12 protein-coding genes and 1 tRNA gene are annotated in these 20030 nt (G+C 48.7%); 6 read left to right on the top strand and 7 right to left on the bottom strand.

Translation table 11 applies throughout. The annotated features are described in order from the left end of the window. Both EG028_RS00455 and EG028_RS00450 read right to left on the bottom strand, forming a co-directional pair. Entirely contained in the window at positions 1–1143 is a 1143-nt protein-coding gene (locus EG028_RS00455) for a 6-bladed beta-propeller (RefSeq protein ID WP_120514087.1), read from the bottom strand. Positions 1144–1250: 107 nt separating this feature from the next. Next, positions 1251–2480, bottom strand: a complete 1230-nt coding sequence (locus EG028_RS00450; protein ID WP_120514086.1) for an NAD(P)-dependent oxidoreductase — start codon at positions 2478–2480, stop codon at positions 1251–1253. A gap of 67 nt (positions 2481–2547) precedes the next feature. Here EG028_RS00450 and EG028_RS00445 point away from each other — a divergent pair, with 67 nt between their 5' ends. The 3 genes from EG028_RS00445 to EG028_RS00435 all read left to right on the top strand — a co-directional run bounded on the left by EG028_RS00445 (position 2548) and on the right by EG028_RS00435 (position 3857). After that, a complete protein-coding gene (locus EG028_RS00445) occupies positions 2548–2883 on the top strand; it encodes a hypothetical protein (protein ID WP_120514085.1) in 336 nt (111 codons plus the stop codon). Between the two features lie 13 nt (positions 2884–2896). Next, positions 2897–2980 (top strand) — tRNA-Leu (locus tag EG028_RS00440). Positions 2981–3254: 274 nt separating this feature from the next. Further along, the gene (locus EG028_RS00435) at positions 3255–3857 is read left to right on the top strand and encodes a hypothetical protein (protein ID WP_123864482.1); all 603 of its coding nucleotides are present in this window, start codon (positions 3255–3257) and stop codon (positions 3855–3857) included. Positions 3858–3991: 134 nt separating this feature from the next. Here the strand turns inward: EG028_RS00435 and EG028_RS00430 are convergent, their stop codons facing one another. The 5 genes from EG028_RS00430 to EG028_RS00410 form a co-directional block, all read right to left on the bottom strand. After that, entirely contained in the window at positions 3992–5278 is a 1287-nt protein-coding gene (locus tag EG028_RS00430) for a S8 family serine peptidase (protein ID WP_120514083.1), read from the bottom strand. A gap of 11 nt (positions 5279–5289) precedes the next feature. Next, complete coding sequence (locus EG028_RS00425; RefSeq protein WP_120514082.1) at positions 5290–6444, bottom strand: lipid A-modifier LpxR family protein; 1155 nt, start codon at positions 6442–6444, stop codon at positions 5290–5292. Positions 6445–6691: 247 nt separating this feature from the next. Further along, positions 6692–9574 carry a TonB-dependent receptor gene (locus EG028_RS00420; protein ID WP_120514081.1) on the bottom strand — a complete coding sequence of 961 codons (2883 nt, stop codon included), beginning with the start codon at positions 9572–9574 and terminating at the stop codon, positions 6692–6694. 226 nt (positions 9575–9800) lie between these two features. Continuing rightward, positions 9801–11468 (bottom strand): RluA family pseudouridine synthase, encoded by a 1668-nt coding sequence (locus tag EG028_RS00415; RefSeq protein ID WP_120514080.1) that lies wholly within the window; start codon positions 11466–11468, stop codon positions 9801–9803. A 223-nt stretch (positions 11469–11691) separates the two neighbouring features. Continuing rightward, on the bottom strand, positions 11692–14244 hold the full coding sequence (locus EG028_RS00410) for an ABC-2 transporter permease (RefSeq protein ID WP_120514079.1): 2553 nt from the start codon (positions 14242–14244) through the stop codon (positions 11692–11694). A 53-nt stretch (positions 14245–14297) separates the two neighbouring features. On the opposite strand from EG028_RS00410, the gene EG028_RS00405 reads away from it, so the two are divergent. The 3 genes from EG028_RS00405 (at position 14298) to EG028_RS00395 (ending at position 20012) form a co-directional block, all read left to right on the top strand. Beyond that, positions 14298–14843 carry a hypothetical protein gene (locus tag EG028_RS00405; RefSeq protein WP_123864481.1) on the top strand — a complete coding sequence of 182 codons (546 nt, stop codon included), beginning with the start codon at positions 14298–14300 and terminating at the stop codon, positions 14841–14843. A 158-nt stretch (positions 14844–15001) separates the two neighbouring features. After that, positions 15002–18625 carry a TraB/GumN family protein gene (locus EG028_RS00400; protein ID WP_120514077.1) on the top strand — a complete coding sequence of 1208 codons (3624 nt, stop codon included), beginning with the start codon at positions 15002–15004 and terminating at the stop codon, positions 18623–18625. A 211-nt stretch (positions 18626–18836) separates the two neighbouring features. Then, complete coding sequence (locus tag EG028_RS00395) at positions 18837–20012, top strand: hypothetical protein (RefSeq protein WP_120514076.1); 1176 nt, start codon at positions 18837–18839, stop codon at positions 20010–20012. The last annotated feature ends 18 nt before the right edge of the window (positions 20013–20030 follow it).

Below are 20030 nucleotides of genomic sequence, written 5' to 3'. Positions count from 1 at the left end.
TCATTTTAGCGGAAGCTCTATAATAACCGCATCGGAGTTGTCTGTGATCCGTTGTTGCAGATCAGTCACCCGGGCCAGTATATCATTGTACTGCGGGGACCGGGCAGTCCAGCCGCCGGCCGGGTCACCGATCCTGGCAAAGGCCTTTGCAGGCAGCAGGCCCGTCATTGCGGAGGAGGATGAAAAATGGACCGGGATCCCGACTGCTAAAGGGAAAAAGTTATTGATCACACTGTCGGTGTAAAGCCTTTTCCCATCTTCCAAAACCAGGCACTGCGCGGAGACGGGGCCTTCCTTTCCCTCTTTTGAATAGTCCAGTACCAGGCTGCTCCCGCTGGCGCCCGTTGTGTGCAGTGAGCGGAACCAGTATTCGCCGTGATCAATATCAAAGGCGCGGGTTATCTTATCGCCGTGGAAGCGAAATGCGGCGGTAGCATAGTTGGATACCAGCGTGATGCTGTCGCCAAAGCCGCTGAGGCAGTTTGAAGGGAAATATTCGATGGGGAAGTCCGTTTGCAAGTCCATCATCTCCCGGCCGAATGTCCCGTCTTCCTTCACGCTGAAAACGGCCGCGCCGGATCTTTTACCATTCAGCTCATTTTGCAGGCCGGGCGCATATACGATATACTCCCCCTGCGCATTACAGGCCACCTCCCGGTAGTTATACGGAAAAGCCAGTTCCCCGGCAGGTTTGCCATCAAAACTGTATTTCAGGACCTTTTTGGCTACGCCGTCAAATACCTCCAACGTCCGGGTTTTGGTGTTGATGCTGAACCCCATGATCTTTTTCAGTGTTGCCCCGGCGGTATCCGAAGCGGACAAAGTGAAGCGTGGATTCCCTTCCGGGTCGAATGACAGGAGTTTTTGCTGCCCGTAGTCCAGGAGGTAATAATTGTGCTGGTATACCTGGATATCGTTGATCAGCCCGATACTGTCCTGGTCCATGGATTTGAGCCAGATGAAACGGGCGCCTGCAAAGAGGTCGTCATAAGTGAAATGTTTTCCTTTTTCATCTAAACGGAGGTGGTTTCCTTCATCGGTAATGTCCACACCGGGAGCGGGATACATCACATTCAGGGGTTGCGGGCGATGGCAGGCGATGCAGCAAAGCAGCAGCAGGGCCTGGAAGCAGGTGGATCTCATACGGGACAATAAAGAGTTTATATGTTGAACACAGCCCGGCAGCACGATACGCTATGGGGGCTGCGCACAAGATAGTTATTTGTGGGAATTAATATAGCCGTGCCGGTTTATTTCACGGCGGTTTCTTTCACCACACCCCTGGCATACTCTTCCATATAGGCATATCTTTTTGTAAGCTGCCCGCCCAGGGTGATGGTGGCTTTGTCTATCATTTCGCTGTTGCCTTTCAGCAGGTCGTCGAAGATATATTTCATGAGGTGATCCCCGAAGAACTGTGATGCGTCGCGGGGTAGTTCGTTGGGGAGGTTGCCTACAGCCATCATGGTCACGGAGCCGTCTTCGTAGGGGGCTGTGCGCTTCCTTGTGCTGCGGTTTACGCCGTATGCCGGGTTCTCGATGGTGGCGTCGCCCAGGTTGCAGGGGATGGAGCCGTTCTGGTCATCTGTGATATCGGCTATCACTTTGATGCGGAAGTTCTCTTTGGCAAGGTCTTCCCAGGTGAAGAGCGGTTCTATCTTTTTATCCCAGTAAATACCGTTCATGAGGATGTCGCTGCAGGTGACGTAAGGGAGGAACTTGCAGTCGTACAGCTCGGGATGAGCGTGAAAGTCTTCGCGGCTGTAAGTCTTGTCCGACCGGCGGAGGTACAGTTCGCCGGCTTTGAGCTGGGTATATACCGGGTATTCGTAGCTGTTGATCAGGAATTCTTCCGGCGGGATGTATTTGATGCCGAGCAGGCCCATTACTTCGAGGATACCGGCAGTGACCCTTCCGGAGCCGGTGGTGACGATCTTTACGGGCGGCAGTTTTACGCCAAAGTAATGGGTGATCAGCTCCTGGAAATCGTGGCATTCGTGTACGCGCTTGAAGTCAAACAAGCCGGTGCGCCGGCCGTATTCCAACAGGCCGTTGTGCGCGCCCACTACTCCGGCGAAGAAGCCGAAGCCGAGGATACGCTGGCCGTCCGTATGCACGAGGCATTCGTAGTCTATGAGGGTGATACCTTTGTCTACGATAGCTTTCAGCATGGCCTGGTTTTGCGGCTGGAGCTTTTTGGTATGGGAGAAAAAGAGGTATGTTTTATGGGGGATGAGCTTGTCCACCGGTACTTCCTTGATGCCCAGCAGGATGTTGCAATGGGAGAGGTCCTCCGCGAGAGGGATGCCTGCGGCAAGATACTCAGCGTCTTTGTAACAGCGGTGGGGTGAGGGCTGCACGGTGATCTGCACGTCCGGGTAATTGTTCATGATCCATTGGCATTGCAGCGGTGTGAATGCAACGCGGTTGTCCAGCGGTATTTTCTCTTCCCTGATGAGCCCTATGTGTAGTGATGCCATGATTGTTTTTGGGTATGTCAACTGAATGCTGCAACATTACTGTAAATTTGCATTTTAGCAAAATAAGATGGAGTACCTGGATCAATTGAAAGGAATACTGGAGCCCGGGGAGAATTTCCCGCTGCCCGAGTTATTCAAAATGGAAATGCTGGCGCTGACCGAGCGGTTGCTGGAGCTGGAAATGGCGGCTTCGGCGGAAGAGCGGGCGCAGTTTGAAAAACAAGTACATGAGCTGATGGGGCGCCAGTTCCTGGAGGTGTCCGAAGACATCCAGGCTTATGCCCGTGGTAAGGCCTCCCTGGGGCAGGTAACGCTGCTGAAGGAGTACTATGTGAAACAAAAATATTGTTTGCGGATTATGGAGAGATTATCTACATTTGCATCCCGCGATCAGGTTTCCTAGCCTGAAAGCGATTGCCCAGATGGCGGAATTGGTAGACGCGCTAGACTCAAAATCTTGTTTCGGCAACGGAGTGCAGGTTCGATTCCTGTTCTGGGCACGGTGATTTTCAATTTCTTATGAAGGCTCGCGAAAGCGGGCCTTTTGTATTTGCACAAAGTTTGCACAAAAATCCGGATGCAAAGGTGTTAAAGAACTTAATTTAGTGAAGTTAAATTATTTTGGTGAAGGTTGATATTCCGGCAGAGGGAAACGCCCCGTTGATTCTCGTGTTATTTGGGCTACCACTCACAACTGTTCGATTATTTATAATTAACTTCATAATATCTAAGACAGTAAATCACTTATATAACCTCAACAAAAATCCCAACACTATGAAATGCATTTTTCTGACCATATTGTCAATGGTCACTTTTGTATTTAATTCTCTTTCCCAAGGTAAAATAATAAAGGAAACTGATCACATCATTGAATATAGAGGGTGGGTGCTAAATTCGAATGTTGCATTACCAGCCATACGGTTTAATATGTTCAAAGAAGAACCTGCAGACAATAAATCTGTAGGAAGTATAGAATATTTTAATTCAGCCGGCGCTGGTATTTCTTTTAATTTCGGTAAAATTAAAGTGACATCGATTAAACCCTTCGCCACTAAAGAAGAAGATGAAAATGAAGGAGACTTGGAAACTCGGTTTACAAATTATATAGGCTTTTCATTGGGTGTTCTTTTTTCTCAGAATAATAATGATGGCATTACCAGAAGTATCTTTGCACCGACTATTGGTGTGCAGGTATTAGATTTCCAACTTGGATTAGGCTTGGAACTTGGGACATTGAGCCCCGAATACCGTCGCGCTTTTGTTACAATAGCTTACTCCATACCAATAAGCAAACTAACAAATTGGGGTGGGTTGGTTTTGACTAATCCAAAGTCCCCCAAACACGCAGGCACAAAAGTTCAAGGGAATCTCTTTTAAGAATAAGGTATCGCGCAAAGCGTGGTTCCTATTATTTGTAAAAGTATAGCAGGTTGGCTTTGCTATCTCTCTTCAATAGGATAGTAAATGCTGTCTAATTGTTGAAATCCAAGAGACAGACCAGATGCTATAAATTATGATAACGCTTTTTTGACTGCTTTGAATGCATTGATGCGTCCATAACCTGCCCTGTGAAAATATGGAATGGTTGAATCGCCGTATACCTCATCACAAGTTGATAACAGTATTTCGCGCACTTGTATAGCTGTCAGGCTCGGACGCACGGCCAAGACCAAAGCGGCCACCGCCGATACAATTGCCGTAGCGGCACTTGTTCCAAAAAAATTGTATGTGTAGCCTCCGTCATTCATAGTAGTTGGAATGTAAAGTCCCGGAGCAAGAATATCCATTTCGCGCCCATAGCAGGAGCCGAAGCGGGCATCCGCCGGCGTATTCGATAAATTGGTCCATTCCCCCCGGTGATTGCACGCACCTACAGTAATTACTTCGTCCATCATTCCTGGAAAGGCTACTTCTTTCAGTCCATTCCTGCTCATGTAGTTTCCCGCAGCCGCGCAAAATAGTATGCCTTTATCGTAGCCATAACGGATGGCATCAGCCACTACAGGAGAGAAATTTTTTAACCTCCAGCTAAGATTGATAACCTGCGCTCCTCTGTCGACAGCTATGCGAATGCCATCGGCTATCCGTAGTGGATCTACATGTGGCCCTCCTTCTGTATAGTATATCCGTCCTATCATAATCTGGACAAAAGGATTGATACCGGCAATACCGCGTTGATTTTTCTGTACTGCCGCAATTACGCCCGCCACATTTGTACCATGATGATCCTCCAGCAAGGGGAGCGGGTTTTTCCTGTCACCGTACATGCTGAAGTTGCCATAGAACATTCCTTTGTCTGAGAATTCTGGATGCTTAATATCAACCCCTTCGTCCAGTACGGCTAGTTTTATACTATAGTTTACATCTATATTTTGCTCTTTAATGAATTGCAAGGCTTTGACAATGCCGATGTCTACACCAGGCACGCCTCCCATTTGACCGTTATTCTCAAAGTACCATTGTTTCGCATATAATGGATCGTTGAAAGGAGATTCGCGCCGGATTGTTGTCATCATATGTGGTTCAGCAAAAGATGCCACGCCGGAATCATGATATGCTTTTGCTAAATCGCTGAGTTGTCTTAAAGGCATCTGCTTAAATGTGCATAGATATATAAGATCATTTCCCCATATACGCCGTATTTTTGATATTCCGTTAATCAAGTTAAATGCTTTGACACTATCCGATAACCCACCGCGAAATTTTACGATTAAAGTTGATGGCATGTCGTTTCTAACAGGCTTACTCTTGCCATGTATAGAATATTTCTGGCCCTGTATGTAGATTTGATAACTCATGGAGAAATATTTTACCAGGAATAAGTGATGGCCGCACTCCCCCAGGAATGATTGCGGGCTAGCGGCAGAGCTATTTCTGATGTTCGTAGAATATAGGGTTCAAATACAAGAGTGAATTTTTGAAAACCTACTAGCAAACCTGCTTCAGCTTCCACAATGAAGCGATTTACCTGTTCCCTAGATAACTCATACTCATTTTTTCTAAATTGACCTGTTAGCAAGGCGTTATATAGTACTGCACGTCCCCTAAACTGGGTAAAGAAGTTAAATTCGAACTTTCTGTCTGTTTTGGGGTCTTTTGCCGCTTGGTTTGATACAGTCATGCTTGAGTGGTTCATTCGCCAATACGGAATACTGAAGCGACCAAGGCGGAAACTAATCCCCGTGGCCATGTTCGTATAGTATCCAAGGTTTGCCTCTAACAACCAGGAGGCCTCGATTGCTTTTAAATTGCTGTCGTAAGGCCTCACATTAAATATCGGTTTAATGAATTGAATTTGATACAATATAGTTGGCTCACCTCCGTCGGAGATTTGTGTCGGCCATCCCACAGGTTCAGCACGTGTTTTTGGGAAAAATTGCCGGTGAACCCAGGATTGAAAGACCTCCGATATCCTTGTTCCTAATATACCAATAGCCAATCGGCTTGATATGGCATACTGTTTTGTCAAATCACGATTATCGCCAAAATATGTCAGGCGGCTGCTTGACAAAGCTGTAATACTTGCATAAGGCCGGTCGTCGCGTACGGGTACTTCGGACTCAATATTCCGGGGAGTAAAGGATCCATTAAATAACTGCAAACCAGAAACGGAAATACCATCATATTTGTGCCATTCCCGCAGTCCGAATAGCCAGTCTACTTGATTACGAAGCCACGGAAGTCCAAAATACCACTTATCGGTAATTGGTGCTGTGAAATTAAAACTTAGTCCCATCGTATAGTTTCTATCTTCATTCTGGGGAGTGAAGAAGTCTTGATCTACGACTATGCCAAAAGACTTCGTTGGGTCTTTTGTGGATTTATATTTGGTCGGTGGAGCATCAGGCGCCTTTTGGAGAGTAGTGTCAGAAGGCATCCGTGCAGTTGTATCTTTCGTCGGTGTCCTTTGTGCCATTATTGGGAAAGGGAAGGATATAAATAATAGTAACAACAATTGTTTCATGGGGTATAGATTTACTTTATTGTGGGGTTGATGAATCTAAATTAATAGTTTTAATGTATTTGCTGGTTCAGTCAGGGAAGGGAAAAACTGCGTCTCAAAATCTTGTTTCGGCAACGGAGTGCAGGTTCGATTCCTGTTCTGGGCACGGTTGAAATCCTTACCAAAGAAGGATTATGTTACTCAATAAAAAGGCCGCATTTGCCGGCCTTTTGTCATTTTATCAAATTTACCGGCAGCGCCATTAAAGCTAGAGATTGTAACCGATGGAAGCATAGTACTGCGCGCCCACGGTTGGGTTACCCCATGACTGGATATAGGTGTTCTGCGTAAGATTCGCAGCACCTATTTTCACAGTCACCTTAGGTTTGGGGAACAGTTTGCTGATCTGTGCATCCAGCGTACCGAAAGCAGGGATCTCTCCCAGGTTCGCAGCTCTTACAGCCGGCCCTACGAAGGAAGAAGACCAGGTGAATTTATCCTGCCATCTCCATGTAACATTAAAGCTGAAGAAGGACCGTGCAATGTTCCGGTTGCCCACATAGATATTGTAGCGCACTTTGGGAGTGTTATACATGGCCTGGAAACTACCCAGGTCTTCTTCATTACTGAGTTCGTTATAAGATACGTTCCCCCCTGCAACAAATTGTAGCGGCAGGTTGTAATCCAGGCCCAGCGCCCATCCCCAGGATTTTATATCTTTTTCGAAATTCACCGGTACGGAGTATATATTCCGTGTGGTGGGGCTGGTCGGTTGTACCAGTATCTGCACACCGTTGAAGTTTTTAAAGGTATTGGTATACACGTAAGCATCTATCACCAGTTTATTGGCGATGAGGGCTTTGTATCCCAGTTCAAACGCTACTATTTTTTCAGGCTTGAACTCTTTGAAAGTATATTGCTGCGGAGCGCCTGCCTGTACGGATTCCAGCGTGTACACCGGGCCTGTGTTGAGGCCGTACCTTTCGCGGAGGAAGGGCAAACCGCCGATCAGCCTTGCCTGTGGTGTGAGCAGATCTATGTATTGATCCTGGGTGGTCGGGATGCGGAAACCGGTTTGATAAGATGCACGGATATTATGTGTTTGCAGGAATGTGAATACTGCGGAAAGGCGGGGGCTGAACTGGCCTTCGAAGTTTTCATTCTTGTCGTACCGCAATGCGCCGGTGAGCTTCAGCTGATCGTTCAGCAGTCTTTTACCGATCTGAAGGTAACCGCCGTATTCCAGGATATTGAATTCTTCCCCGTTATCATCTTTGGCGAAGATGGTACCATCAGAGTTGAGATCATATTGCCTGATGTTTCCACCTACCATCAGTTCCATGAAGGAGACCTGGTTTTTGAAATTGTACATGAACTCTCCCTGGTAAAGGTTGGTCTTATCATTGAACTTAGCGCCTACGCCGGTTGCGTCACCAGGAATAGGTTTGTCTTTTACTTTTTGTGCTGCTGTTTCAAACTCAGGAGTACCGGGTAGTAAACGGCCCTGGTCCGCTGTGTTCCTTGCGGCATTGTGGAAGTTGGAGGAGCCGCCCTGGGCGGCGGCTGTAGCGGTGGCAAAGGCTTGTGCGGGAGTCTGACCGCCTCCCAACGCCTGCTGGAAGGCTGTACTGAAGGTTTGTAAGGAGCCACCTGCATAAGTGCCGAAATATTGCTGGAACCAGGTAGTGCTGGGTTTCCATGCTTCGTTGATCCCTGCGCCCAAAGTACCGATGGCATAGGAGTCGCCGGAACGTTCCTGTGTGGTATAGGCACGTACGTAGAAATTATCCGCACGCAGTTCTATCTTATATTGCCCCATCCTGAAATTCTTGATGGAGTAACGGTCTGCGCCTGTATACACGGTGGTGCCGGTACCGTAACTTCCCTGGCCTAATAACTCCAGGTTGCTGTTGAACTTATAGTGGAGGGCCACATTCGCTTTCAGGTTCTTGGTATCATAGTCCGCGAGATTGCGTTCGTCGTAGCCGGTACGGGATACATAAGCATTGTTGGAATCCGGCATGATGGCATTGTAGATCTGCTCACGGCTGATAAGCCCGCCGGTGGCAGCAGAAAGCGCTGCAATACCATTGCCGAGCGGATTACCGGTGGTCATAGCCGTAGAGCGCAGGGACCCTTTCATGTTCACATTCGTTTCATCTCCGTAGGTGTTCACGCCATTGTAACCGGGGTTAGCGGTATGGCCGGTGTTTTTAAGGCTGCTGCCGTTCAGGAGGCTCTGGTCACGGTTGTCATACGCCTGCCAGTCATCGGCTTTTATATAACTGAAGTTGACCTTAAAGGCAAACTTATCGTTGAAGGCTTTGGCATAACGAACAGATACATCATAATAACCCGTACTGCTTTTGCTTCTGCCTGATTCATTGAGCAGGCCGGTTTTGATATTGGCGCTGAGGCCCTGGTACTGGAAGGGGCTTTTGCTGTTCAGCAGTACAATACCGTTGAGGGCATTGGGCCCGTATAGGGCAGAGGCTGCGCCGGGCAGTACTTCCACATTATCCATATCCAGTTCCGTGATCCCCACGATGTTACCTACGGAGAAGTTGAGGCCGGGGGCCTGGTTATCCATACCGTCTATCAGCTGCAGCATGCGGGTATTGCCGTTGCTGTTGAAACCGCGGGTGTTAACGGATTTGAAGGTGAGGCTCTGTGTGCTCATTTCCACCCCTTTCATGTTGGCCAGGGCATCGTAAAAAGAAGGAGCGGGCGTTGCTTTAATGGCCCTGATGTCCAGCTTTTCAATTGATACGGGCGATTGCAGGATACTTTCCGCCACCCTGCTGGCAGATACTACCACCTCTTTTCCCAGGATCTCCGTGGAAGAGAGCTGTATGTTCACACTTACGGAAGCATCCGTAACAGAGGCTTCTTCCGGTTTGTAGCCAACGGAAGAGAACTGCAGTGTAAGTGGTAAGGAGTGCCCCGTGGTGAATTTGAAAGCACCCCCGGCATCTGTAATAGCGCCCGCAGTGGCTCCTTTCACGGAAACGGAAACGCCTTGCAATCCTTTGCCGGTGGTGGCGTCAACAACAGTTCCGGTAATGGTACGGGAGTTTTGGGAGAAGGCGGACTGGCACAGAAAAATAAACAAAACAATGAGCCATGCTTGCCTGGATAGATAGCAATTCATAAGCGTCGAATTTAATGAGAGTATTGGCGGACCTTAATAAAGTTTTTCTACCTGTATAATTAAATATAATGAAAATTAAAGGGATATAACACCGGGCTAAATCGTCGTTGGATTTTCTATGGAGAAGTTAAGGGGTTTTTGGATAAATGAAAAGTTTTCTATTACTGAGTTGATTAATAGTTAATTAAGAGGCACAAAAAATCAGATAATATTATTTGTTCTATGATTAAAAACCACATTCTGCTTCAAAGCTCACCTTCTCCTTATTCCCGGGATGCGTAAATTCGAGGTAAGCCGCATGCAGGTACATTCTTTCAGACGCTGTACCATATAGATCATCACCGACGATCGGCGCATTCAGCCCCAGCTCATGAGCGGAATGCATACGCAATTGATGGCTTCTTCCCGTAAGCGGCCAAAAATCAACCCTGGTCATGGATTCGTACCGCTGGATCACTTTCCACTTCGTCACGCTTTTTTTGCCGGATTCAAAGCAGACCAGCTGTCTTGGCCGGTTTAAAAAATCTGTAATCAGGGGAAGATCGATCTCACCCTCTGACTGGTCGATCACTTTTGAAAGCAGCGCGGTATAACGTTTACTTACTGTACGTTGCAAAAATTGCCGTTGGATCTGTTTGTGGGCTTCCCTGGTTTTAGCCACCACTAAAAGTCCCGATGTATCCATATCCAGCCGGTGAATGATAAGGGGCTCAGTATCTCCCAATATATGTTTTAACCTGGCATAGACCGAATCCTGTATATTAACACCCGGTACAGAGCGTAAGCCGGCCGGCTTATTGACTACAACAAAACTTTCATCTTCATACACTATTTCCAGCTTGCCGGTTTCTTTCGGGGCATGTAAAAGCGGGTTTTCATCAACGGGCATGCCTTCAAGCATATGCGCCAAAATAGGCTTGCACTTACCTGTGCAGGCGGGATAAAAGTGTTTATGTTTTCTAACCTCGGATTTTGGTGCGGCCCCCCACCAGAACTCCGCCATCGCAATTGGTTTGTAGCCACTCTTAAACGCATATTGCAACAACTTGGGCATCGCACATTCACCTGCGGCCGAAGGCGGCTTACCAAAAGGCGTCAGGCTGAAGATCTCTTGTAAGCTTTTGTTTTTACCATCTTTGTTCAAAAACACATATTGATCGAAAAGTTGTTGTTGCAAAGCAGCCGATCTTTCCTTTCGTTCATTTTTTAATGCTTCGATATTAACCTCAAATTGAGCCAATCTTGTTCGTATGTCTCCCAGGAGGCTTTCCCACTTGTTTGTAATCGTCCTGAGCTGGTGTTTGTCACACAAACTCTGTTTGACCAGCTGCCCTTCGGCAATATCATATTCCTCCCGGCTCAGGCTGTTCTTTAACTTCTCCCGGAGTTTCTTGCGGTTTTCCTTATTACTTTTTAATTGTTCCTTTAAAGCTGAGATCTCCCGCAGGGATTCGGCTGATAGCCGTTCGATGTCAAGGTTCAGGCGTTGATAATATTCGTCCGAGGTTATTTCCTTTACCCTGGCGTTAATACTGCTGATAACTTCCAGCTCTTTGAGAAAAAAACCGTCCTCTGCCAGCATATCAAAAACCGGCGGAACAAATTTCGGATGATCATTGGAGCCTGCCAGTTTTCCTGAAAAAGCGGATAGGTATCCCAGTCTCTTCCCGGTATCCTGTACAACCAGGACGCCAAACATTTTCCCGATGGCAGCTCCTTCCTCACCGGCATTTAGTCCGAAATTATGATCAAGTTCGGTTTGAGTTTCCAGGTAATGCTGTAGCTCAGCCGCGGCAATCTTTGCCAGCGGATGAGGCTCGTAATAGAAAGGGAAAGTAAACCTTTCAGGTAATACAATTTCATTGACCGATTTATCCAAAAAATAAGAAATCATACTTTCACTGCTGCCACCGGAGTGCTCTTTTGTTTATTTAAGCGGCAAAATTAGGATTTCTGCTTTTAACAGGCTAAAAAATAACCCAATGCCCTCCTGACAGGCAATATCGGACCCTCCCGGGGATCCCGGTGAACATAGGCGATGTCCTTGTAAACCAGTCATCTATCCCCGGGACGACCGTCCCCGGTAACACTATTCCGAAGTCATGATCTTTGGATACTCATTCTTTGGCCACCGGTCTTTTGCGCGGCGTTCTCGCCGCACTTGGCTTCAGGTTCCTGAATACATCCAGCGAAGGCTCAGTATTCCTGTTGACCGCGTTAACCGTATTCAGTAACGACATCAATTTTTCGTTGCCTGGCCGGAACAATGAAGCATTCATTCTCATTCTGCGGATAACGGAGTTTGAAAGCCATCTGGCCAGCGGAAATCTAAGCGTGGCTTCTCTTTTTGAAGTGTCCATACCAGTGCTCAGGTCGTTTAGTATCTCCCTTTCGATCTTGATACTATCCGCATCAGCAAAGGCCGGCTCTGTATTGTCTATCACCATTTGATTGTCCAGTTTTACCACTATATAGTTTAAGGCGGTTGAATCCCTGCTGTCAATATACCTGGCCCTCTCCTCGAAATACGAGGCGCTTCCCTGGAATGGTTGGCTGGAAAAGGCTTTCAGTGGAAGTACGATCGGTATCTCTGAGGAAAGTGGTTTATACAGTTCCTTTTCTGAAGAGCCGTTCTTAAGATAAACGATATAGATCTTGTATTTCCCTTGCAGGCTGTCTTTTTGCAGCATTTCTTTTAACTTCTGGTATATGTCGAGCGTTGTTTTCAGGCCGGTGTTTTCATGATAGCCGCCGTCCACGAAGCTGCCCAGGCTGTCTATGTAAGCGGGGGCGCTGAACAAGGGGAACAGTTCACTGCTATTGCATACCTGGCCCAGTGATATCGTTTTTTTGATGCTGAAGCACAACCTGGTGCCGGTGTAATCGCACACAGAATCTTCATAGAGGTAACCCGCTATGTCGATGGCGTCGTTAAAGTAATCATTGCCGAGTTTTACGGGAGAAAATATTCCCCTGCGGCCGTCGTTGCTGCGGCAGGTATTAATAAATGCCAGCGGCCTGCCTTTTTTGAAGACGAGCCCGCTGCTATCCCTTGTATAGAAAAAACTCATAAAGTCCCTGTTCAGTATCCTTGCACTGTCGGGGATATTTACTTTCCTGGCAAGGCCTGTGTCTTTCATAATTTCCAGGCATGCACGCTGGGTATAAAACGCTTCTTCCTGCTGCAGGATGTTGTTGCGGTCCGTTAAACTTGTACTGAAAGGAAGCAATAATTTCAAAAGATCGGTCAGCAGCAGGCCGCTGATAGAGCTTCCAACGAAGTTGTTGTTATAGACTTTTGAAGGCAGGCTCAGCCATTTCTCATCCACGCCGCCGCCGTCTGTGAGGTCCCAGAATGCATAGACGGTGCTGGCTCCCACGGAGCTGCCTGAAACGGTGGAGACGGAAAAGATGTGCTTCCGGAAAGAACCCCGGGTATAATAATCAAAATTGATCAGGTTTTCGCTGAACCACATGCCGGCCCTTGAGCCGCCGCCTTCTCCGCTGACCAGTATGATGGGATAGGGTGTTGCGGAGGTATTCGCGATGATTTCTTTTTTCAGGTCGTTGTATTTATCTTCAAAAGTCAGGCGCTGTGCCCGGTTAAGGATGGAGGTGTCTTTGATCCCGTCCAGCGTATAGTGGCGCAGGTTGAGATTAAAGGATGTGCTGAAGCCATAGACTGCCACGACCAGCACAAACAATACCGCCCCTACAAAACGCCTCCGGGCGCTGACATTAAAAAAATAGACCACCAGGTCGATAATAAATATATCCAGCGAAAAAAGATACAACAGCATCGATTCCGGTGCGATCTCGAACCAGCTGTGGGCATTGAATATCATTAAAACGATAAACACATGCAGTACCAGCAGGGAAACATACACCCAGCTGTTAATGCTATACCTGCGGAAGGCACTCACCTGGGGATGGTCCCCCCTTTGATGTTCCCGCTGCAGCCGGCTGTCTACCAACAAATAAACATAATGCATGAGAAACGCAAGCAGGTAAAAGATCACCGCCAGCGCTATCTTCGCTTCGCTGTATTGAATTTTATAAATGAGGGTGAACCAGGTAATAGCCGCCGCCAACAAAATCAATACAGCAACTGCATACCATCGCCGGTTTTCCTCTTTTACCTTTTCATGGAACAGGAACATCAGCATCAGCTGGATCACCGACAGGCCGATGAAAAGAAAGCCGATATATTTTTCGTTGAACAACACGAATGCCAGGAGCCAGAAAGGGATCAACGGTAATACACGGTGAATAAAAAAGAGGTGGCGTTTGAATATGGATTTATAAAAGCGCCTCCCGGCATTGGCCCTGTCCCGCTGCTGGAACAAAAAGGCCGGTATGATCCACATGGAAACGGAAAAGCTGATAGCGCTGAGTATGGTCCAGTAAATGCGGTCGATGGAATAGATGCTGTCGGGCTCAAAGAGGCTTACAATAAGGTCGCGGCCCTGGCCCATAACGGTAATGATATACCAGAAGATCAGGAGGAAGATCAGTTCTATCCCTGCGTCTTTTAATACCAGGGTTATCAGTTTCGCGGCGGTCTGGAACCATCTTAGCAGGCGGGATAACCAGGTTCCGTTGCCAAAAGCGGTGGTTTTGCTCAAAAGCCGCCAATAGGAGCGGAGATTGTTGTTTTCGTAGGTACTCATAATATTTGTATTATAGAGGTAAGGAATATATCTTTAGTACTCAGACCCTTGCCATGAAACAACCCCTTATTACGCCCCGGCTCATTGTTTTCGCAATTTTATTTGCATTGGCTGCTTTCACTTTCCGGTTGATATCCTCATACGGGTATTTTGAACGAACAACGGAGGCACCACATATTATCGATGCTCATTTGATGCCCGGCCCGCCGGACAGATCCTTTCAGGATTACAGTAAACGTTTCTTCGATAGTGCTTATGTACGGCAGGCTGCCAGGCATTATAATCCGAATAAATACATGCATAGCTATTTCATATTGGATCTTTTATTCCCCTTTATATATTACTGTTTTTTTCTGGCTTTAGCTGGCTACTGGAAAGGATCTACATTTTACTCTGTGCTGCGTTGGGCGATGGTGGCTGTTGTGCTGCTCGACCTGGCTGAAAACACGGCTTTTGCGTATTTTCTTTTTCATCAGGAAGGGAATATGCATCAGTTCGTTGCTGTTTTCACCACATTAAAATCGGTATTGTTCTGTTTGGGGATGTTTGCCGCTGCGATTTCATTTGGGGTAGCTGGGGTAAACCGGCTAAAAAAATAAATGCCCGGGGCATTTTGTCTTAATTATCCCTGGTTGTAATTTACGATTAGTATTGATATTATCCAAGAGGATCGGGGAGCATAAACGGGTTTAATAACATCCCCAAATACAACTATTATCCCATTCCATACATCCCGCGGGCTTATTAATTTTGCCGGATGTTTTATTCCCATACCTGCCGCCGGGCCAAGTGCCTCCGCGGACTTAACCGGATATCGATATTCCTGCTGCTGGCCCTGCTGATGCAAACTTCCGTGTCCCATGCCCAGCTTCAAAACAGGGCCAAATACCAGCTGCTCTGGCGGGTGGAAGGCCCTGGCATGCAGTCCCCGTCCTATCTTTTCGGCACCATGCACCTTACGGACAGCCGGGTATTCGAGTTCAGCGACTCCGTACTGGCCGCCCTGCGCAATGCCAACGCTTTCGCCATGGAAGTGGATATGGATTCCGTGATGGCATATTTGTTTTCGCCCACAGGCCCCCTGGGGGACACGGTGAACCATATGCGCCGCATCCTGAGCCCGGATGAATACCGGTATGTGGACAGCCTGGTAAAAGAAAAGACCGGCGGGCCGCTGGATCAACTGAAGCTGAAACGCCTCTGGTTCATCGAAAAACTGCTGATCAATGAAGTGGAGGAGCTTAGCAAAACAGCGGACGCCACCCGGAAACCAGGCAGCATATTCCTGGACGGCTGGCTGCACCAGAAAGCGATCGGGCTCAGTAAGCCGGTGCACAGCCTGGAAAGGCTGGAAAACCAGCTGGGCATGATGAGCGGGAATGTAACAGACGTTCAGAAAGAAATATTCCTCTGGGGAATTGGTTATAACACCACCGGCGCCGGCAGCGCAAAAAAAGGCCGCGAAGAGCGGCTGGATCAACGGGTGGCCTACCTGGATAAGCTGGTGAACCTCTATTACCAGGGCGACCTGGACGAGATCACCCACATCCTGCGGGACTGGGAAGAAAGCGGGGACGATGACGCCCTGCATCTCACGCCGCGCAACCGGGAAATGAGCGGCAACCTGGCCACGCTCATGGGCAAAGGCAGTGTGTTTGCGGCGGTGGGGGTAGCCCACCTGCCGGGTAAAACGGGTATGCTGGCCCTGCTTCGTGAAAAAGGATTCACCGTAACGCCGGTGCCCGCTACCTTTACCGGTATGGCCGGGCGTGAGCGCCAGCGGCTGGACAGTATGAAAGGTTACCCGCTGAACAGGATCGCGGAGGGATACAGCGTGTCTTTGCCTGGCCCGCCCATTACATACCCGATCCCCAATATCAACCGCAAAATGTACATCGGCGCCTCGAACAGTGAAGCGGGATTCGTGTTTTCGCTGGATATTGCGCAGCTGGCAACCGATAAGGACGAACTCGTCAAATCGATGATCGCCAACATGGCCAGGCAGGGCAATTCCGAATTGCAACGGACATATCCCATTGTTTACCGCGATATGCCCGGTACCGAAGCCGTGATGCTGCAAAAAGACATACCCTTTTATGTACGCGTATTTATCCGCAACAACAGGGCTTTTATGTTCATGCATAGCGCCGGGACCGGGACCAAAGACAGCAGCTCCCGCCATGATTTTTTTGAATCCGTTCGGTTTTACGATATCGTACGGGCCACCACCGTGTACGATACGCTGAAGATCCCGCAGCTGGGCTTCTCCGTGATCCTTCCCGCAGACGCCAACCATGTGCGGCTGGAGAAAGATGTGGAACGCCCGGAAGAAGTGTATTCCGCGCTGGACAATGCCAATAATATCTCTTATGCGGTAAGGGTGGATAAAATGAAAAGGGGATATTACAATTCGAACGACAAAGACCTGCTGGATGGTATCCGTGCATTGGTACTGGAACAGGACAGTTTGGCACAGGCGATCGATTCCGCGGTGACCGTGAAGGATGGTTTACCGTGTCACCAGTATACCTACCGGCACACGAACGGGTTCCTTTCCCGGTTGCATTTTATACCAAGAGGCAATCTTGCCTACACCCTGTTCTGCAGCTACGATGCAGCCCGGACAGACAGCAGTTACTGGCGGCGTTATCTGCATGCATTCCGTGTACTTCCTTTGCAGGCAAAGGCCCCGGCAGTGTCTTTTACACCGGCAGACAGCAGCTTCACGATCAGCGGGCCGGAACTTTTTACCGGCGGGCAGAATGAGGCTCTCAGTTCGGAAGGGGTCTTTGACGGCTATTTCTATGTGGCTATGGACAGCGCTTCTTTTGCCATGTACCTTGTGCAGCAGGAAAAATACTCCCGTTATTATCACAACGAGCCGGACAGCATCCTGGACCCGTTTGTGCGTGAGACGGACTCGGCTTTCTCAGTGGGTGCGGTAAAACAGCTTAAAGAAAACGGGCTGCAGGTATATGAAACAGAAATGAAAGGGCGGCATAATGGCCTGCGCTGGCACCGGAAGGCGATAATCGCCGGGCATACCGTTTACCGCCTCACCGCCATTCTGCCGGATGAGATAGCCTCCGCCGGTTATGCGAAACAATTCTTTGCGTCTTTCCGCCCCGGTAGCAGGGAAAAGGCAGACACGCTCAGGCTGGAGCAGAAGAAACTCCACCTGCTGCTGAAAGACCTGCAAAGCGCCGATACGGCTGTCTTTAACAGGGCCGGCGAATACCTCGAGAACTTCTCGCCGGACAGTTCCGATGTTAAATCGATCATCAGCGCACTGGGCAAACCATTCCCTTCGGATACCGGTGAAAGCCAGGTGAAACTGCGGCTGCTGTTGAGCCTGCGCCAAACGGGCGGCGATGCTTCGGTGAATGCCGCTGAAAAGTTGTTTGCGGCCACGGCGGATTTTGATCAGCGGACGAGCATCCTGCGTTACCTGAATGGCCTTGCCACCGATTCATCTATCCGTACCTTCCTGCGCCTGGTGAAAGAACTGCCGGATAACAGCGCTCCCGGCTGGGCTATTTTTAATTATACACTCAAAAGCGACCACGACAGCATTTACCGTCAATACCTGCCAGCCATGGTTGCCACTGCCGAAAAACACCCTGCTTTCCTGCAGGCATTCGTGGCGTTTACCGGTTATGATTCCATCTGGCTGGCCCCACAGTTTGAGCAATATGAGCTGAAGCGCCTGCTCCCGGGAATTGAGCGGATGTTCAAACAACAATTGCTGACCTGGAAAAACAGGAAGGCAGATTCAGACAGCGCCTGGATGTGGCAAAACAGCCTGGTGTATACCGCCCGTGTGCTTGGTTTGCCCGGTATGCCGGCAACTGCCGAAACCGACTTGCGTGAAATGCTGGCGGACACTGTTATCGCGGTGCGTGCCGTTGCTGCGGCGGGGCTGATCAACCATGGCATCCGTCTGAATGATAAGATGCTCGGCAGCATCCTTGCCGATCACAGTTCGGGGTATTATTTCGTGGAAACGCTGGACAAGAATAATAAACTTTCCAATGTCCGGCACCTGCTTACGCAGGAGGTGATGGGGCGCCTCACGGTCGGTTATTACCTGTCTGATGACTATGAAGTAAATGCCATTGAGCAGGTAACCCGCGTGGAAGTGCCCCAGGGGAAATCGCCTTCCGTATGGCTGATATTGTACCGCTACAAAACAGATGACGGCGGGGAATGGCAATATGTGCTGAACGGCCCTTTCGAAAAGGACGCGGCTAAACTCAACATGGAACCGGACCTGCTGTATTGGATCGCCGAAGAAGATGCGGATGTGGTGAAGGATAAACAGAAACTGGCAGCGGAAGCAGTGAAAGCCTGGGAAGAATACCAGGAAGAAGGGGAGGAGTAAACTTTTTTAGAAAAAGAAGGGGCTGTCTTAGCAGGCGGCCCCTTTTTTATGCGGATATCTTTTAATCTTTTCGGGTACTGATATCCATATTTTCTTTATTTTAGTAACAGCAATAGTTTTAAGCCCCAGCATTCAAACTTCGTCAAATACCCCACATCGGCGCAAAGATTTTTCCGGCAGGTTTTATCCCTCTAACCTCAATCCTTCATGTATGCTCATACTGCAGCTCCTTATTCTTGTTATCGCATGGGCCTCCGCTATTTTTGGCATCTGGTCCAAAGACGGGATCAATAAAAAAGTAGCGTGGACGGCTACGGTCATTACTTCATTTGGCCTGGTGGCGGGCAGTACGATGGCCGTTATAGAATCCGGCAGGAAAAAAGATGCGGCGGCAAAAGCAACGGCCCACCAGGAAGTACTCAACGAAAGACTGAAAGGCCTCAGCAACGAAAGCGCAGCGCAGAAACAACGCGCGGAGACCCTGCTGCAACAGCTGAGACTGGCCCTTACAGGCACCGCGCTTAGTACGCTGGAGATCAGGTGGGAGTTTGATTCCGTTCCCGGCCATGTGCTGGACATTTTTTCCATCGGCGATGCCATGGAGCATGCCGGCCGCCTGTCAGACGATGAGATCGACCGGCTGGATGAAACCACGCTTTCCCGCCTGCGCCAGGCCTGGTACATTGAAAATGTGCTGGAGCCTATGATGGGGATCTTGTCAACCGGTAATACTGATCTCAATAAACTGTTCTCCGGTGATGTAGCCAAAGCGATAGCCGCCTTTTCAGGAGGCGTGCCTTCCGGCAATCCCGATGACAACTGGTTCCAGGTATCATATGACGGTTCCCGTTTCCATACTGTATTTCCCCTGAATGTTCAGTATACGTCCGCGCTGGGTCTTGGGAAAACGGAAGATGATCCGGCCTGGGCGCTGGATGAAGAGGTGGAAGGCGGTCTGGCGGGATATCTTCATCAAAAGCTGAACTATGGCTTTTATGCGGGAATACAGGAGAACAAGACCGGTTTTGTATTTACCTGGAAGTATGATATGAAGTCGCTGGAACGCGCCAGCATGGGGAATAAAAACAATACCGCGGCTTTCCCCGTACAGTTTCATTTTATGTCCCTGGTGAACCCCGCTTCAAAGGATTATATCGATATCCTGCGGCAGCAGCCATTTGACAGCCCTTCGGCGGACAAACCCCAGGCGGAAAACTGGATGGTCCATTCCAGGATGATCCTGATCCCCAATGAAATTGAAGAAGCCGCCGTGGTGTACAACGTGGAACGGATGGGCATCTACGACCGCATGGTGGAATACAGCAAATACGACCACCCCGAAAAACTTTTTGAATACACTTTGTTCAAAGCAAAGATGAAACAATAACACCCCGTTTTTACCCTG

The organism is Chitinophaga barathri (assembly GCF_003807585.1).
In the GTDB taxonomy this organism is placed as follows: domain Bacteria; phylum Bacteroidota; class Bacteroidia; order Chitinophagales; family Chitinophagaceae; genus Chitinophaga; species Chitinophaga barathri.
This window is presented reverse-complemented; position numbering and strand designations above follow the sequence as displayed.

Coding starts and splice junctions, on each gene's coding strand:
- EG028_RS00455 (WP_120514087.1), bottom strand. CDS start 1,143: ATGAGATCCACCTGCTTCCAGGCCCTGCTGCTGCTTTGCTGCATCGCC.
- EG028_RS00450 (WP_120514086.1), bottom strand. CDS start 2,480: ATGGCATCACTACACATAGGGCTCATCAGGGAAGAGAAAATACCGCTG.
- EG028_RS00445 (WP_120514085.1), top strand. CDS start 2,548: ATGGAGTACCTGGATCAATTGAAAGGAATACTGGAGCCCGGGGAGAAT.
- EG028_RS00435 (WP_123864482.1), top strand. CDS start 3,255: ATGAAATGCATTTTTCTGACCATATTGTCAATGGTCACTTTTGTATTT.
- EG028_RS00430 (WP_120514083.1), bottom strand. CDS start 5,278: ATGAGTTATCAAATCTACATACAGGGCCAGAAATATTCTATACATGGC.
- EG028_RS00425 (WP_120514082.1), bottom strand. CDS start 6,444: ATGAAACAATTGTTGTTACTATTATTTATATCCTTCCCTTTCCCAATA.
- EG028_RS00420 (WP_120514081.1), bottom strand. CDS start 9,574: ATGAATTGCTATCTATCCAGGCAAGCATGGCTCATTGTTTTGTTTATT.
- EG028_RS00415 (WP_120514080.1), bottom strand. CDS start 11,468: ATGATTTCTTATTTTTTGGATAAATCGGTCAATGAAATTGTATTACCT.
- EG028_RS00410 (WP_120514079.1), bottom strand. CDS start 14,244: ATGAGTACCTACGAAAACAACAATCTCCGCTCCTATTGGCGGCTTTTG.
- EG028_RS00405 (WP_123864481.1), top strand. CDS start 14,298: ATGAAACAACCCCTTATTACGCCCCGGCTCATTGTTTTCGCAATTTTA.
- EG028_RS00400 (WP_120514077.1), top strand. CDS start 15,002: ATGTTTTATTCCCATACCTGCCGCCGGGCCAAGTGCCTCCGCGGACTT.
- EG028_RS00395 (WP_120514076.1), top strand. CDS start 18,837: ATGCTCATACTGCAGCTCCTTATTCTTGTTATCGCATGGGCCTCCGCT.